Source organism: Dictyobacter aurantiacus, assembly GCF_003967515.1.
Lineage (GTDB): Bacteria > Chloroflexota > Ktedonobacteria > Ktedonobacterales > Ktedonobacteraceae > Dictyobacter > Dictyobacter aurantiacus.
Genome location: NZ_BIFQ01000001.1, coordinates 4,060,833 through 4,075,582, shown reverse-complemented (window position 1 = coordinate 4,075,582; position 14,750 = coordinate 4,060,833). Strand labels below are relative to the sequence as shown.

General features: G+C 56.8%; 8 protein-coding genes. 6 read left to right on the top strand and 2 right to left on the bottom strand.

Translation table 11 applies throughout. The features are described from left to right. The first annotated feature begins 7 nt into the window (after positions 1-7). The 5 genes from KTT_RS16440 to KTT_RS16420 all read left to right on the top strand — a co-directional run bounded on the left by KTT_RS16440 (position 8) and on the right by KTT_RS16420 (position 7,103). On the top strand, positions 8-1,864 hold the full coding sequence (locus KTT_RS16440) for a glycoside hydrolase family 15 protein (protein WP_126597018.1): 1,857 nt from the start codon (positions 8-10) through the stop codon (positions 1,862-1,864). 42 nt (positions 1,865-1,906) lie between these two features. Beyond that, the gene (locus tag KTT_RS16435) at positions 1,907-3,232 is read left to right on the top strand and encodes an NAD(P)/FAD-dependent oxidoreductase (RefSeq protein WP_126597017.1); all 1,326 of its coding nucleotides are present in this window, start codon (positions 1,907-1,909) and stop codon (positions 3,230-3,232) included. A gap of 33 nt (positions 3,233-3,265) precedes the next feature. Further along, positions 3,266-4,150: an SMP-30/gluconolactonase/LRE family protein gene (locus KTT_RS16430; RefSeq protein WP_126597016.1), complete on the top strand. Its 885-nt coding sequence runs from the start codon at positions 3,266-3,268 to the stop codon at positions 4,148-4,150. A 66-nt stretch (positions 4,151-4,216) separates the two neighbouring features. Further along, on the top strand, positions 4,217-6,430 hold the full coding sequence (locus KTT_RS16425; protein ID WP_126597015.1) for an amylo-alpha-1,6-glucosidase: 2,214 nt from the start codon (positions 4,217-4,219) through the stop codon (positions 6,428-6,430). Positions 6,431-6,680: 250 nt separating this feature from the next. After that, positions 6,681-7,103: a hypothetical protein gene (locus tag KTT_RS16420; RefSeq protein ID WP_126597014.1), complete on the top strand. Its 423-nt coding sequence runs from the start codon at positions 6,681-6,683 to the stop codon at positions 7,101-7,103. Between the two features lie 48 nt (positions 7,104-7,151). Here the strand turns inward: KTT_RS16420 and KTT_RS16415 are convergent, their stop codons facing one another. Then, positions 7,152-8,006, bottom strand: coding sequence for a class I SAM-dependent methyltransferase (locus KTT_RS16415; RefSeq protein ID WP_126597013.1), 855 nt, complete (start codon positions 8,004-8,006; stop codon positions 7,152-7,154). A gap of 320 nt (positions 8,007-8,326) precedes the next feature. Here KTT_RS16415 and KTT_RS16410 point away from each other — a divergent pair, with 320 nt between their 5' ends. Beyond that, positions 8,327-10,390: a PAS domain-containing protein gene (locus KTT_RS16410; RefSeq protein WP_126597012.1), complete on the top strand. Its 2,064-nt coding sequence runs from the start codon at positions 8,327-8,329 to the stop codon at positions 10,388-10,390. 317 nt (positions 10,391-10,707) lie between these two features. On the opposite strand, the gene KTT_RS37125 is transcribed toward KTT_RS16410, so the two are convergent. After that, the gene (locus tag KTT_RS37125) at positions 10,708-14,280 is read right to left on the bottom strand and encodes a protein kinase domain-containing protein (RefSeq protein WP_160145920.1); all 3,573 of its coding nucleotides are present in this window, start codon (positions 14,278-14,280) and stop codon (positions 10,708-10,710) included. Between the last annotated feature and the right edge of the window lie 470 nt (positions 14,281-14,750).

Sequence of the window (14,750 nt, the reverse complement as noted above, 5' to 3'; positions counted from 1 at the left end):
GGGTGGTATGTCAGAAGAACAGAAATATCTACCAATTGAGGATTATGCGCTGATAGGGAATCTACACACGGTAGCGCTGGTGGGCAAGAATGGCTCCATCGACTGGTGCTGCCTGCCACGCTTTGACGCGCCAAGCGTGTTTGGCGCGCTGCTGGATGCGGAAAAAGGAGGCTTTTTCCGCATCGCCCCAACCGAGATGTCAGACATCAGGCGTCAGCAGTTGTATCTGCCGGAAACCAATATTCTGCTCACGCGCTTTCTCAGCCAGGAGGGAGTGGCCGAGGTAACGGATTTCATGCCGATTAAAGAGGTAGGCACCCCCACGCACGATCACAAAATTATCCGCTCCGTGACGATGGTCCACGGGTCGCTCTCTTTCACGCTGATGTGCCGACCGGCATTTAATTACGCGCGGGATGAACATCGCGTCGAGCTTTCAGAGGGCGGAGCCACCTTTCTGCACCAGGACTTCCACCTCAGGCTCTCCTCGCCGATCGCGCTTGAGCAAGATGAGCAAGGGGGCGTCAAAGCGACCTTTACGCTCCATAAAGATGAGACCCTGCACTTCATGCTGGAGAGCAGCAAGGACGGCAAACAGGCGCCGCAACCAATCTCAGAGAAGGCTTATCACACCGCGTTTCATCAAACATCGCACTACTGGCAGAACTGGCTCTCGCAATGCAGGTATCAGGGACGCTGGCGCGAGATGGTGCAGCGCTCAGCCCTGGTCCTGAAATTACTTACCTACGCTCCTACTGGCGCGATCGTGGCCGCCGCCACCACCAGCCTGCCAGAATCAATAGGTGGTGAGCGCAACTGGGACTATCGCTACACCTGGATCCGCGATGCCTCGTTCTCGCTTTACAGCCTGCTCACCCTCGGCCTGACCCAGGAGGCTGAGGAGTTCATGGGCTGGCTGGATGATCGCTGCCACCAGTTGAACGACGGCGGCATGCTCCAGCCGATGTATGGCATCGATGGAGAGCAGAAGCTGACCGAGATCACCCTCGACCACCTGGAGGGATACCGGCAGAGCCGTCCCGTGCGCGTTGGCAATGGGGCATACACTCAGACGCAGCTCGATATCTACGGAGAGATGATGGATGCCATCTTCATCTTCAATAATCACGAGGCGATCAGCTATGATCTGTGGCTTAATGTGCGTAACCTCCTCGACTGGCTGGCCGAGCACTGGCAGGAGCCCGACGAGGGGATCTGGGAGGTACGTGGTGGACCTAAACACTTCCTGCACTCGCGCCTGATGAGCTGGGTGGCCTTTGACCGCGCCATCCGCATCACGCGCGATCGCGGCTGGCCCGCCCCGACCGAAAAATGGGTGGAGATCCGCTCTCAGATCTACGAGCAGATCATGAACAAGGCCTGGAACGAGAAGGAGCAGAGCTTCGTGCAATATTATGGAAGCGATGCCATCGATGCCAGCGCCCTGCTCTTGATGATTACCAACTTCACCGGTACCAGGGAGCCGCGCATGCTCTCCACCATCGAGCGCATCAAGCGCCAGCTCAGCGAGGGCTCCCTGGTGAAGCGCTACACGCAGGGCGCGGCGGATGATGGATTGGAGGGGCAGGAAGGGACCTTTAGCGCCTGTAGCTTCTGGCTGGTGGAAGACCTGGCGCGCGCGGGCAGGCTCGATGAGGCGCGGCTGCGCCTGGAGAAGCTGCTCTCATACAGCAACCACGTCGGCCTGTATGCCGAAGAGATCAGTCCCGCAGGCGTGGCGCTAGGCAACTATCCCCAGGCCTTTACTCATCTCGCGCTGATCACCGCCTGCTATCATCTGGATAAAGCGCTCAATATCCATCTCGGGCGTGCGCACCCTTCATCACAAAACCTCTATGATTAAAAAAGGCGGGCAGATGTAGAAAGTGAAAGGATCGAAAGATTTATGAACACACAGACGCGACAGGGCAAATCATCGGAAGTCGCACCGACGCAGCAACAGAAGCCGACCACGACCCCACATGTCGTTATCGTAGGGGGTGGATTCGGGGGCCTGCAGGTCGCCAAAGAGCTGGGCAAGCAACCCGTCCACATCACCATCATCGACAGACATAACTTTCACTTGTTTCAACCCATGCTCTACCAGGTTGCTACCGCCGGCCTCTCGCCATCCGATATCAGCAACCCGATCCGCGCCATCCTGGAAAAACAGGATAATACGGGCACCCTGATGGCCGAGGTCACAGGGATAGACCTGGACGAACAACAGGTCTTGCTGGGCGATCGGCAGGCGGTACACTATGACTACCTCGTGCTGGCCACGGGGGCGACCAGCAACTACTTTGGGCACCCCGAATGGCAGCAACTGGCCCCCGGACTCAAGTCCATCAATGACGCACTGACGGTCCGACGCACGGTCCTCTCGGCCTTTGAAGCGGCGGAACGAGAGCCAGATGAGCAGAAGCGCAGAGCCCTGTTAACCTTTGTGCTGGTGGGGGGAGGTCCCACAGGTGTCGAACTGGCCGGTGCCATCGCCGAACTGGCCCACCAATCGCTCAAATGCAATTTCCGCCATATCAATCCCGACATGACACGTATCATACTGGTCCAGGGTCCCGACAGAATCCTCCCCGGCTTCCCGGCTTCTCTGGCGCAGCAGGCCAGCAGGAAATTGCAGCGGATGGGGGTTGAAATCAAGACTGGCAAACACGTGAAGGAGGTTCGCAAAGATGGCGTGATGGTCGGGGATGAACACCTGGCCACCGAAAACATCATCTGGACCGCCGGGGTCAAGGCCTCACCGGCGGGCAAGTGGCTGCATGCCGACGTTGACCACGACGGACGCGTCAAGGTCCAGCCGGATCTGAGCGTTCCAGGTCACAACAACATCTTTGTCATCGGCGATACGGCGCTGGTCACCCAAAACGGGAAGCATCTTCCCGGCCTGGCGCCGGTAGCTATACAGGAAGGGAAGTATGTAGCCTCCATTATCGCCAGCCGTGCTACAGGAAACACCATCCGCCAGTCGCCGTTCCATTACTTTGATAAGGGCACCCTCGCCACGGTAGGGCGCGGCTTTGGCATCGTCGACATCGGTCCCATTCGCTTTAGCGGTCTGCTCGCCTGGCTGACGTGGCTCTTTGTGCATATCTTCTTCCTGATTGGATTGCGCAGCCGCATCCTTGTGTTTCTTGAATATGCCTGGATCTACATCACGTTTCAACGGGGCACGCGCATCATCTTACCCGAAAATGACATCCGTCAACCCTGAGCCGGGATACATAACGATAGAAAGGACCCACCGATGATGCTACAGGCAGAGCATTTTTTGACCATGACGAATCAACTGGGAGAAGGCTCGTTCTGGAACGCGGACCAGCAGAAGCTCTACTGGCTCGATATCAAACAAAAACGCTTCTTCCGCATGGACACGCGCACGAAGCAGTACGAAACCTTCGACGTTGGAGCGCAGATAGGCGTGATGGCGCCGCGCAGCGGCGGCGGCCAGATCATGGCCACCGATGAGGGACTGGCCTGCTGGGATGACAGGACGAAGGAGCTGACCATTGTCGCCAATCCCTTACAGGGCAAGGCCAACCGACGCTTCAACGATGGCAATATCGATATCAAGGGACGCTTCTGGGCAGGATCGATGTGCGATCCGCCCGATACCTGCCCGACCCCACAATGCGCCCTCTATCGCCTTGATCCCGATGTATCGCTCCATGTTATGGACACGGGCCTGGGGATGCCGAATGGGCTGGTCTGGAGCCCGGACAACCGCACCATGTATCTGACCGATTCGCCTCAGCAGGTGATCTACGCCTACGACTTCGATCCCGAGACAGGCGCTATCGAGCACCGGCGTCCCTTCGTGCGGACCCATGGTGAACCGGGTGTCCCCGATGGCCTGACCATCGATAGCGAGGGCTTCCTCTGGAGCGTCCGCTACAACGGCTGGAAGATCATCCGCTACGATCCCAGCGGCAAGATCGAACGGGAAGTTTCGGTGCCGGTACCACATCCAACCAGCTGCACATTCGGTGGCAAGGACATGCGCGATCTCTACATCACCACCGCCTGGAACGAACTGAATGAGGAGCAGCGCCACCAGTATCCTCAGAGCGGCGACCTTTTCTATCTACACACCGACATCAAAGGCGTAGCGCGGCGCTCCTTCTCCGGTTAATCGTCGTTATCATCGTCGTAGGTGCCGGGCTTGCCCCGGCTTACCAGCTCATGGAGGCACAACGGAATGACAGTCGAAATACGGGTAGGTCCACCTACCATCACCATCAGCCAGGGCCGTACCTTTATGGTCACGACCCAGGCGGGCGAAATCATGACAGGTACCGACCAGGGAGTATACGCCATCGATACGCGCTTCCTGAGCTTTTACCGCATGTATATTAACCAGGTGCCATTACAGGTCATCAATTCCAGTCAGCTGACGTTCTATGCCGCGCGCTATCACCTGACCAATCCACGCATTGAGACGGAAGGCGGCGTCATTGATGAGCAGACCCTGCGTGTCACCATCAACCGGATTGTGCATGAAGGGATTCACGAGGATATAGATATCGCCAACTATACGGGCAAATCCATTCACTTCATATTTGAACTATCTATGCGCTCCGACTTCGCCGATCTGTTCGAGGTGAAATCTAAACATATCGTGCAGCGCGGCCGGGAGCAGACGCAATGGAATGCCCAGAACAGGCAGCTCTACACCACCTATGATAACAAAGACTTTCATCGCGCGATGCGTTACCGCATCCTCAATGACGTGCCGGTTGGCTATGCGAATGGGCGTCTGCGCATTGAGATAGCCCTGGCGCCCAATCAACGCTGGCATACCTGCTGCGAAATGATACTTGAACATGGGCAGCAGGTGAGGAAGCCCGCCCCCGGACTATGCAGCCAACCCACAAAAGACATGAACGTCACGCAAACTCTGCTGACATCGGGACACGAACAGAGCAACGATTTTGAGCAACGACAGCAGCGCTGGCAGGACAACTGCACAGAGGTTACGACGTCCAACCACCACATCTATCGCATGTATCAGCAGGCGGTAGAGGATATGGGCGCGCTACGCATTTACGATATGGATGTCTCCGATGAGGCCTGGGTGCCAGCGGCGGGCGTGCCCTGGTTTGTCACCCTCTTTGGCCGCGATAGCCTGACCGTCTCGTATCAGAATATGGCGGTGGCGGAAGGATTCGCGCGCGGCGCCCTCAAACGGCTGGCGCAATACCAGGCGCAAGAGCGCGACGATGAGCGCGACGCCCAGCCCGGCAAGATCATGCATGAGATCCGCTTCGGTGAGCTGGCGCACTTTCACAAGGTTCCATTCACTCCCTTCTACGCCACAGCCGACGCCACCATTCTCTATCTCATCATCCTATCCGAAACCTACCGCTGGACCGGGGATGTCGAGCTGCTCAAAGAGTATCGCGAGGTGGCCGAGAAATGCCTGCACTGGATCGACCACTATGGCGACCTTGACGGTGACGGCTTCCAGGAATACAAAAGCTTCTCTCCATATCACTATAACAACGTTGGCTGGAAAGACGCGGCCGATGCTGTCGTCTACGCAGATGGAACGCCCGTAAAGCAGCCCAAGGGACTCTGCGAGCTACAGGGCTATGTCTATGATGCCAAAACGCGCATGGCTGAAGTCTTCACGGCCCTCGGCGATCAAAAGAGGGCGCAGACGCTACAGCAAGAGGCCGAGACGCTCAAGCGCCGCTTCAATCAGACGTTCTGGATGGAGAACGAGGGCTGCTTCGCCTTCGGGCTAGATCCCGATAAGAAGCAGATTACCTCGATCGCCTCCAACGCTGGCCAGTGCCTCTGGAGCGGGATCGCCGATCAGGATAAGGCCGAGCGTACCGCGCGCCGACTCCTGCAGGAGGATATGTGGAGCGGTTGGGGCATTCGCACCCTCTCGCGCGATAACGCGGCGTACAATCCCTTCGCCTATCAGCGCGGCTCCATCTGGCCGCAGGACAATGGGATCATCGCCGACGGATTCAAACGCTATGGATTAGCGCAGGAAGCCAATCACGTGATCCGCGGCATCTTCGATGCCATCGAGCGCTTTGATGGCTACCGGCCACCGGAGGTCTTCGCGGGCGTGCAGCGCGCTGGTGAGATAGACTTTCCCATTCTCTATCCGGCGGGCGCCAACATTCCCCAGGCCTGGGCCACCGGCAGCATCTTCCATATGCTGCGTACCATCCTGGGACTGCGCGCCGACGCGCCGCACAAACGCCTCTATGTACATCCCACCCTCCCCCACTGGCTGCCCGACATCACGCTCCACCGTCTGCGTGTTGGACCCTGTTCCATCACACTGCGCTTCTGGCGCCAGGGAGAACAGCCGCATTGGAAGGTCACGGAGATGCAGGCCGATCACGGCACCGCGCAAGAGAATATGATTCAGGTTACGGATGAGAATGGCTAAGAGGATATCTTACCTCGTGTTATTGCATCGTGGGCGTAGATGCGCCCACGATGCAATAACGCACCATTGGACTACTGAGATCGCGCTACGGACGCGATCTTTTATATCTATATTAGGGCCTCGGAGAGATGTTCTCTTTTAAAGAGCCAGTACGTGATACCAGGGTTACGCATTAACGTCAGGAGCCTTTTTTAACAATAACCACTCCAGGCGAACTTCGATGGTAGATAGAGGAAGGACTATACAACTTATGCCAGTAGAAGATGAACGCTACGATAAAGATAGCTATGATCCAGAGCAGGCGCGCAAGTATAATAAGCAAAGCAATCTATACGATCCCGAAGGAAAGTCGTACACAAACGGCTCAGCCTATCCGCCGCAGGTAGATACCTATAACCAGCCGGCAGGCCCAGAGGATGAGCGAAAGGAACCGATATTCAAGGATATGGAGCAGCAGATGGCGGCCACGCAGCGGCAGGCGAGCACCAATCCCAAACACGGTGGTGATCCAGCCGATGACAAGCGGCTATCACAGCAATACGAGGGACCGGTCTCCGCATCCACGGAGGGCAATCCCCCTGTTACCGGCAACACGCGCCTTCCATCTCCATCTGAAAGGCGCGCGCTGATGAGGGATCCCGACGACACGGGCAAAGTGGATCAGGAGCATTGACGCGCTCATACCCGGTCCGGCGCATGCAATCGGCTCGCGGAACAGTGTTCAAGACAGAGAAGGGCGCGTAGCAGACTTTTCCGCCTCCAGATAAAGCATAGGAATGGTCAGGCGCAACTCGCCTTGAGCCTCCGCGAGCTGATTGAGCCTGCGCTCAAGCTCCGCAAAGATCGAAGCCTCATCCCCGGGCTCAATCACCCGTCGCCAGCCACCCAGGAAGCCAATCTTCGTCAAGAAATGATTAAGCAAGGCACTCCCATTGAGGGAGCGAAACTGAAATTGTTCTTCTTTTATCTTAACTATACGAAAGCCACTGCGTCCCACCAGTTCGATCAGGGCCTCCTTTGAGCCTCGGTGGGCCTCGTTCTGCGCTAATCGTTCCAGGTAGTGGTCCCTGTGCTGCTCTTCCAGTATGCTTCGGAATACCGCATAAAACTCGCGCATGTGTCCAATGGGATTCGTTGTCAGCGCAAGACGGGCCTCCGGCCTGCCGACGCGGAAGCATTCCGCCAGAACGACCTCGGGATCAGTAAAATTGTTGATGCCAAGATTGGCTGTGATCAGGTCGAAGCTCTCGGCCGGAAAGGGTAGATGGGCGGCATCCGCCTCAACGATCTGCACATTGGGCAACTGGTAGACGTCCAGCTTCGCCCGGGCACGCTCGATACCTTCTTTCCAGTTATCGATCCCCGTCACCCGACACGAGGTGCCATACATATGGGCCAGCTCGAATAGCGGAAAGCCGGTCCCGCATGCCAGATCCAGAATGTGCAGATCGGCATGCAGTTCCAGATTATCCAGCAGCAGGGAGCCAAATCTGGATGCCCAGAGCGAGCACTCATCGATCGCCGATGCGGTTAACGGCTGATCCAGATCACAGGTGAAACGCAAATAATTCAGCATATATATATCTCTTTCCCATCATTCTTTGTTTCTCTATCTGTTTTAATCCCAGTGTACATGGCGATAGTAGCACACACAAGCACCCCTCCAGTTGATTGCTGCACCTCTTCCTCAGCCCTCCTGAGGACTATTGTTCCGCTTGCACATCAACTCTAACCGGTGTTATGCTGTAAAAACAGTTACATTTTTAAGAGCATATTCGTGCTGAATACAGTACATATGACGATTAGAACAGAAGTAACCAGACTCCCCTCAGAATACAAGGTCCGCTCATCGGAAATGTATTCACCAGGCGACTAGAGCAGGGAGAAGACGAGAGCATGAAGGAGTATCTCACAGCGGAAGAAATTGCCCGGCGGCTTGACGTCAATGTGCAGGCGGTACACCACTGGATTCAACAGGGGAAACTACCAGCCCTGACGTTGGAAGAAGCGGGCTATCGTATCCGCCAGCAGGACTTCGACCTTTTTCTACAGGGCCAGGAGTCGCAACCGCATCGATCCGCAGGCATCCATGTAAGGGCACCTGTCTCGTCTCTATTTCTGGATAATGAAGAAAGGACCGCCGCCACAGCGATCCTTGAGCACCTGCCTGATGTCTTCTTTCGACTGGACCTCCAGATGCGCCACCTGTACATTAGTCCCGCGATTGAGCGCGTCACAGGTCAGCCTCCCCAGGCATGGCTGGGTAAAACAGCGCGTGAAATAGGCCTTTCTGAGGACATCTATGATCGATTTGAAGCTCTCTGCCAGCGGGTAATCGCGACGCGCGAGGCACAGCAGTTGGAATTCTTCGATAATGGGCACTGGCAACGCTCACGCATCCATCCAGAATACGCCACGGACGGATCGATATGCGCCTTCATAGGTATCACGGAAGACATCTCGGAGCGCAAACAGATAGAGAAGGCCCTGTACGCATCCGAGCGACTGGTCCTGGCTGAGCGTAAACGCCTGCGCGACCTGTTTATGCAGGCGCCCGCCGTAATCACCGTCTTTCGCGGGCCGAACCACATCTTTGAACTTATCAATCCGATAGCTCAGAGCTTTCTTAGCATACATCAATCCGTCATCGGCAAAACTGTGCGCGAAGTTCTGCCAGAGATTGAATCTCAGGAATTTCTTAAACTACTCGATACCGTGTATCAAACGGGTGAACCCGTAGTAGGCAATGAGGCTCAAGTCTACCTTAATCGTAAGGGGAATGGGAAGTTAGAGGAGGTGTACTTTAACTTTGTCTATCAACCTTCACACAATGCCGCCGGAAAGGTAGACGGTGTGCTTGTCTACGCCTATGAGGTCACGGACATCATTCGCGCGCGCAAAAAAGCGGAAGAGAGCGAAGAACGACTGCACGCCCTGGCACACTCCATACCCCAGCTGGCATGGTCAGCCCGCGCCGATGGATCCATCGACTTTTTTAATGAGCGTCTGCAGGATTACACCGAGCTGTCCAGAAGCGAGGACGGCATCTACGACTGGCAGGAACTCGTGCATCCCGACGACAGGCTACTGGTGCTACGCGACTGGAATCAGGCCAGACAAACGGGCAATGCATTTGAACACGAGGCACGCCTCCAGATGAAGGATGGCACGTATCGCTGGCACCTGGTCAGAGGAACGCCGACGCGCGATGAAAACAACAACATTCTCCGCTGGTACGGCACCAAGACAGACATCGAACAGCTAAGGCAGCTCGACCAGCAGAAAAGCCATTTCTTGAACATCGTCAGTCACGAGCTCAAAACGCCGATTACCTCGACCAAGGCCTTCGCCGAATTGATCGAGCGCCGCTTCCGCAAGGACGGAGACGAAAAGAATGCCGCCCTGCTCGCCAAAATGAACACCCAGATAAAGAAACTGACCTTTCTCATCAGCGACCTGCTCAACGTAACCAGGCTCGACACGGGCAAGCTTACCTTACACGAAGCCGACTTCGCCTTCGACGAACTGGTCGAGGAGATCACAGAAGAGATCCAGCAAACCACCATACACAGCATTCTACGCGAAGGCGCCACCAACACGACAATCTACGGTGACCGGGAACGCATCGGGCAGGTCATCACCAACCTGCTCACCAACGCCATCAAGTACTCTCCCCATAAAACAAAGGTGATCGTCACCTCCTCGCGCATCCAACAGGAGATCCGGTTCTGCGTGCAGGACTTCGGCATCGGCATCGCCAGAGATAAGCTCCCCCACATCTTCGAGCGCTTCTTCCGCGAAAGCGGCCCGCGCGAAGATACCTATCCCGGCCTCGGCCTCGGACTCTACATCTCCTCCGAGATCATCCAGCGCCACGGCGGCCGGATCTGGGTCGAAAACGACAAAGGCGCCGGCTCAACCTTCTGCTTCGCCCTGACCCTGCCCGACGCTAGAAGTTGAGTTCCCCCATCACTCTGGGGGCACATGAGTGCCCCCGCACGCGCGTCCGCTGCGCAGCCGCGCTAGTTTTGTGCGTTGGTGCATCGGGTGCGCATCCGCGCACCCGATGCACCAACGCACAACGGACTCGTGAGCACCGGAGGTGCGAAAGCTCAGGAGTGCCGCAGGCAATGATCATGAGTGTAAGAAATGAGAGATGGGAGCTTCTCATTGCTCAATCCTAACTAGTGATGGGGCAATAAAATGCCCCTGATAAACAGGGGCATAAGTGAAGCAAAGGTTAGGTAAATGTAACTATGCCATTACCGGCTCCGAACTCAAACAAGATGATTGTCGAAGGCGTAGCGCACGGCGGCGACACGTGAGGAGACGCCGAGCTTGCTGTAAATTGAGCGCAGGTGTGCGTTGACGGTGCGTGTGCTCAGGACGAGCTGATCGGCGATCTGCACGCTGGTCAGTCCCTGAGCGAGCAGGCGCAGCACTTCTAGCTCGCGGGCGGTGAGTACGGCGGCGGATACAGTGGAGGGTAGCCCGGTCTCGGGCGAGGCGGCTGGCTCAGCACTCTCGCACTCAGGTAATGACGCGGAAGAAGGTATCTCGGGCTCCTGTTCATCAAGAACCTGGTCCAGCGACAGGCTGTGTGCGGTGGCCCATAGCTCTGAAAAGGTTTTCTGACTCAGGGTGGTTTGGGCGAGCTTGACGGCGCGTTGATACGCATGTCGCCAGGCGGCGGGCAGAGGTGTGCCTCTGACTTCACGCAGCGCTTCGGCGACGCTCCAGAGCCGTACTGCCCATATGGGATTTTGCTGGACTACTGCTTCGGCCAGTCCTTCCAGGCTAAAAGCGACCATCTGGGGGACTCTCAGCTGCCTGGCGATGGTCAGGCTCTCCTGGTACATGGACTGCGCCTGGACAGGATCTCCCTGGCGCGCGTTGACTCGTCCCAGCAAGGAGAGGGCTTCGGCCAGGCTCTCCTGAGATGGCATGCCGCTGGCGGCGATCTCTTTCAGGATGGTGATGCTCTCCGTCAGCAGGGCGCGCGCGCCGTCGAGATCTCCCCGCAGTAGCGCCATCTGCCCCTGGAGTGAGAGGGTGGCACCAATTATGCGCATGGAACCACTTGCGCGGTCGAGCGCGACCTTTTCCGCCAGTAGTTCCTGAGCCCTGACGAGTTCGTCCTGATTGAGCGCTACCAGTACCAGGATCTCCAGAACAGACGAAATGCGTGTGTTATCCGCCGTCTCTCTCATTCGAGGTAGACTCTCTTCAGCAAGCGTACGCGCCTGGGCGTAGTCCCCCTGGATGTTGGCGATGGCGGCGAGGCGGAAGAGGGTAAACGGTACCCCGCTTGAGGCGGGCGATGACCGTATCTGTAAGGGATCATGGCGTTTCTGGTCTTCCAATTCTCGAAATAGAGCCAGGCTCTCCTCCAGGAACTGCCGAGCGCGGCTATACTCCCCCTGGTACATCGTAACGATGCCGATGTTACTGAGCGCCCAGGCGATCCCCAGCGTCGCGCCGGCTCTGCGGAAAAATGCCAGACCTATCTGCCAGAGCTCTACGGCGCGTATCAGGTCACCCTGGTTGCTGTCAAAAACACCCAGGGTCTGCAGCCCCCAGCCCCAGATGTCATGCTCTCCACTCTCGGGGGCGCCGGGCTCCTGTTCAAGGAGCATGCGCCCCTCACGCGGATAGGTACGCGTCCACCAGTACCATAGAACGTCATTGCACATGCGTAAGGCCTGCTCTATCTCCCCCTGCTCAAGGAGCCAGTTCAAGGCGGCGAGCAGATTGTCTTTGTCCTGCCCCAACCGACGGAGCCCGTTTTCTTTTTCGGGACTATTGATGTTGGTCGCCACCCCGCGCGCCATGGCCTGGTAGTACGCCGCGTGCTTCTGACGCACCAGCGCAAGCTCCCCGCTGTTCTTCAAACACTCCAGTCCGTATTCACGCACGGTGTCTAGCATCGTCAGGCGCGACTCACCGGATGATAGCTCCATCAGCCGCAACAGGCTCTTCTCAAGCAACGAGTCCAATCCGTCCAGGACCGATCTCTCCACTTCATCTCCGGCAAGGAGCTCGCCGCAGACCTCCTCCGCCGCCTCCAGTGAGCTACCGCCGACAAAGACGGAGAGGTAGTTAAAGAGACGTTGCTCGTGGCTATCGAGCAGATCATAGCTCCACTGCAGCGTGGCACGCAGCGTCTGCTGCCGATCAGGCAGGGTCGCGGCGCCACGTGTCAGCACCGACAGGCGCTGCGTCAGTCGCTCCAGCAGCGCCTTTGGCGGCAGCAGCCGGATGCGCGCCGCCGCCAGCTCGATCGCCAGCGGCAGACCATCCAGTCGGACACAGATCTCAGCGACCACCCCGGCATTCTCGGCGGTCAACGCAAAATCCGGTCGCATCGCCTGCGCCCGTTCGAGGAACATGGCGACCGCCGCCTGCTGCGCGAGGAACTCGTGATCAGGCAGGTGCGCGAGATCAGGAAGGGCCAGGGGCTGGACCAGAAACGAATGCTCGCCCGGAAGATGCAGCAGGGCCCGGCTGGTAATCAGCAGCTTGAGTCCCGGGCAGGCCGCCAGAAGTTCAGCCAGCAGTGGAGCGGCGGCCACCACCTGCTCCATGTTGTCCAGCACAAGCAACAATTGCTGAGCACGCAGCGCCGCAATCAGCAGTCTCAGCACAGGCTGCTCATCCTCTTCCTGTATAGAGAGCTGTTGAGCAATCGCGGACAGAACCAGGTGTGGATCACGGACAGGGGCCAGCGCCACAAAGCACGCGCAATCCCTGAAAACAGGGCACAGGTGCTGCGCCACAGCCAGCCCAAGGCGCGTCTTGCCGACGCCACCTGGTCCCAGCAGGGTGACAGCACGCACATCAGGGCGTTGAAGAAGCGCCCTGATACGCTCGATATCCTGTTCGCGCCCGAGCAGCCTGGTAAGAAAAACGGGCGCATCTCCACGCAGGGAAAACGCCTCCGATTGATGGTTATCTGGCTGTCTATGACTCAACATGTCAAGAATCTCCCGGGTAGAGGAGGAGAGAGAAAGGGGCACAGGCATCACCGCCTGGAATTCATGCGCCGCTCGCTCGAAGGCCTCCCCCAGAGCTCGCACGCTGGTGAAGCGCTGCTCGGGATCCCGGGCCAGAGCCCGTGATATAACCTCCTCGATGGCCTGCGGGATATCAGACGGCAGTTTATACGAGGGGAAAGGTGAATGCGCCAATGACTCCAACGATGCCTGCACCCTCTGCACAGGCGTCGTGCCGCTGAGCCACTCATAGATCATGGTACCCAACGCATACTGATCACTTGCCGGCAGCGGCTTCCCCTGCAGCTGCTCGGGCGCCATGTAAGGCGACATACTCGCGCCAGAGAAAGCGAGGTCCTGATCACGATAGAGCTGCACATTGGAGGCGAAGGCTGCCAGGCCAAAATCGCTGAGCAGTACCTCCCCATGTGAACCCCAGAGAAGATTTTCGGGCTTGACATCGCGATGGACAAAACCCTCGTCATGCGCATACTGCAAGGCCGGCACGACATGGCGAACAATGCGTAACACGACATCAAGCGGGAGACGCGTCCCCCTGGGAAACGTGGCGCGCAGCGAGCCGCCCGGCGCATATTCCAGCACCAGGTACGCGATATCAGACTCGACCGCGAAATCAAGCACCCGCACGATATATGGATGCTTGAGATGCGCCAGGATACGCGCTTCCTGCAAAAAGGCCGCGCACTGTTCTCTATTTACCTGCGTACGAACCACTTTCAATGAGGCATGAGACTTGAGATGGACCTGCTCTCCCAGGTAAACGTCAGCGAATCCCCCCCGCCCCAGGAGACGAAGCACATGATAATTACCCAACTGATGACCGACCAGATCAATCATATATATTCCCATCTATGTCCAAACGGTAATTCTCACACAACACTCTGCCTGGTAGCCGCGATAAAATCTGCATCCTATACTGACAACATTTATTCCTGTAAAAACGATGTGTATTTTACCTCAGCTACAACACTTCTCTCGCGTCCCTTTTCTATATAACGCTGGCAATGAATAATATTTTTTCGCACTTCAGTTATATTTAATACAGCTTACTTACTTGTTTGGTTATTGATACCATTTTGTATATATTCATAATATTAGCAGCAGAAGAATCTGGTAACCTCACATGGTTATCGGGAGATTCTATGATAATGTTGCATACCTAGCGATAAGGCCAACCAGGAGGGCTATTCTTCGCTGTTCAACAGCCAGTTGAGTTGCAACAAAAAATATCTGATCAGTCACAGTTCGATCGTATCTGGCAAATACCCTGGTGATAATAACCTCGTCGTCCTTCTATAAGGAAGGTA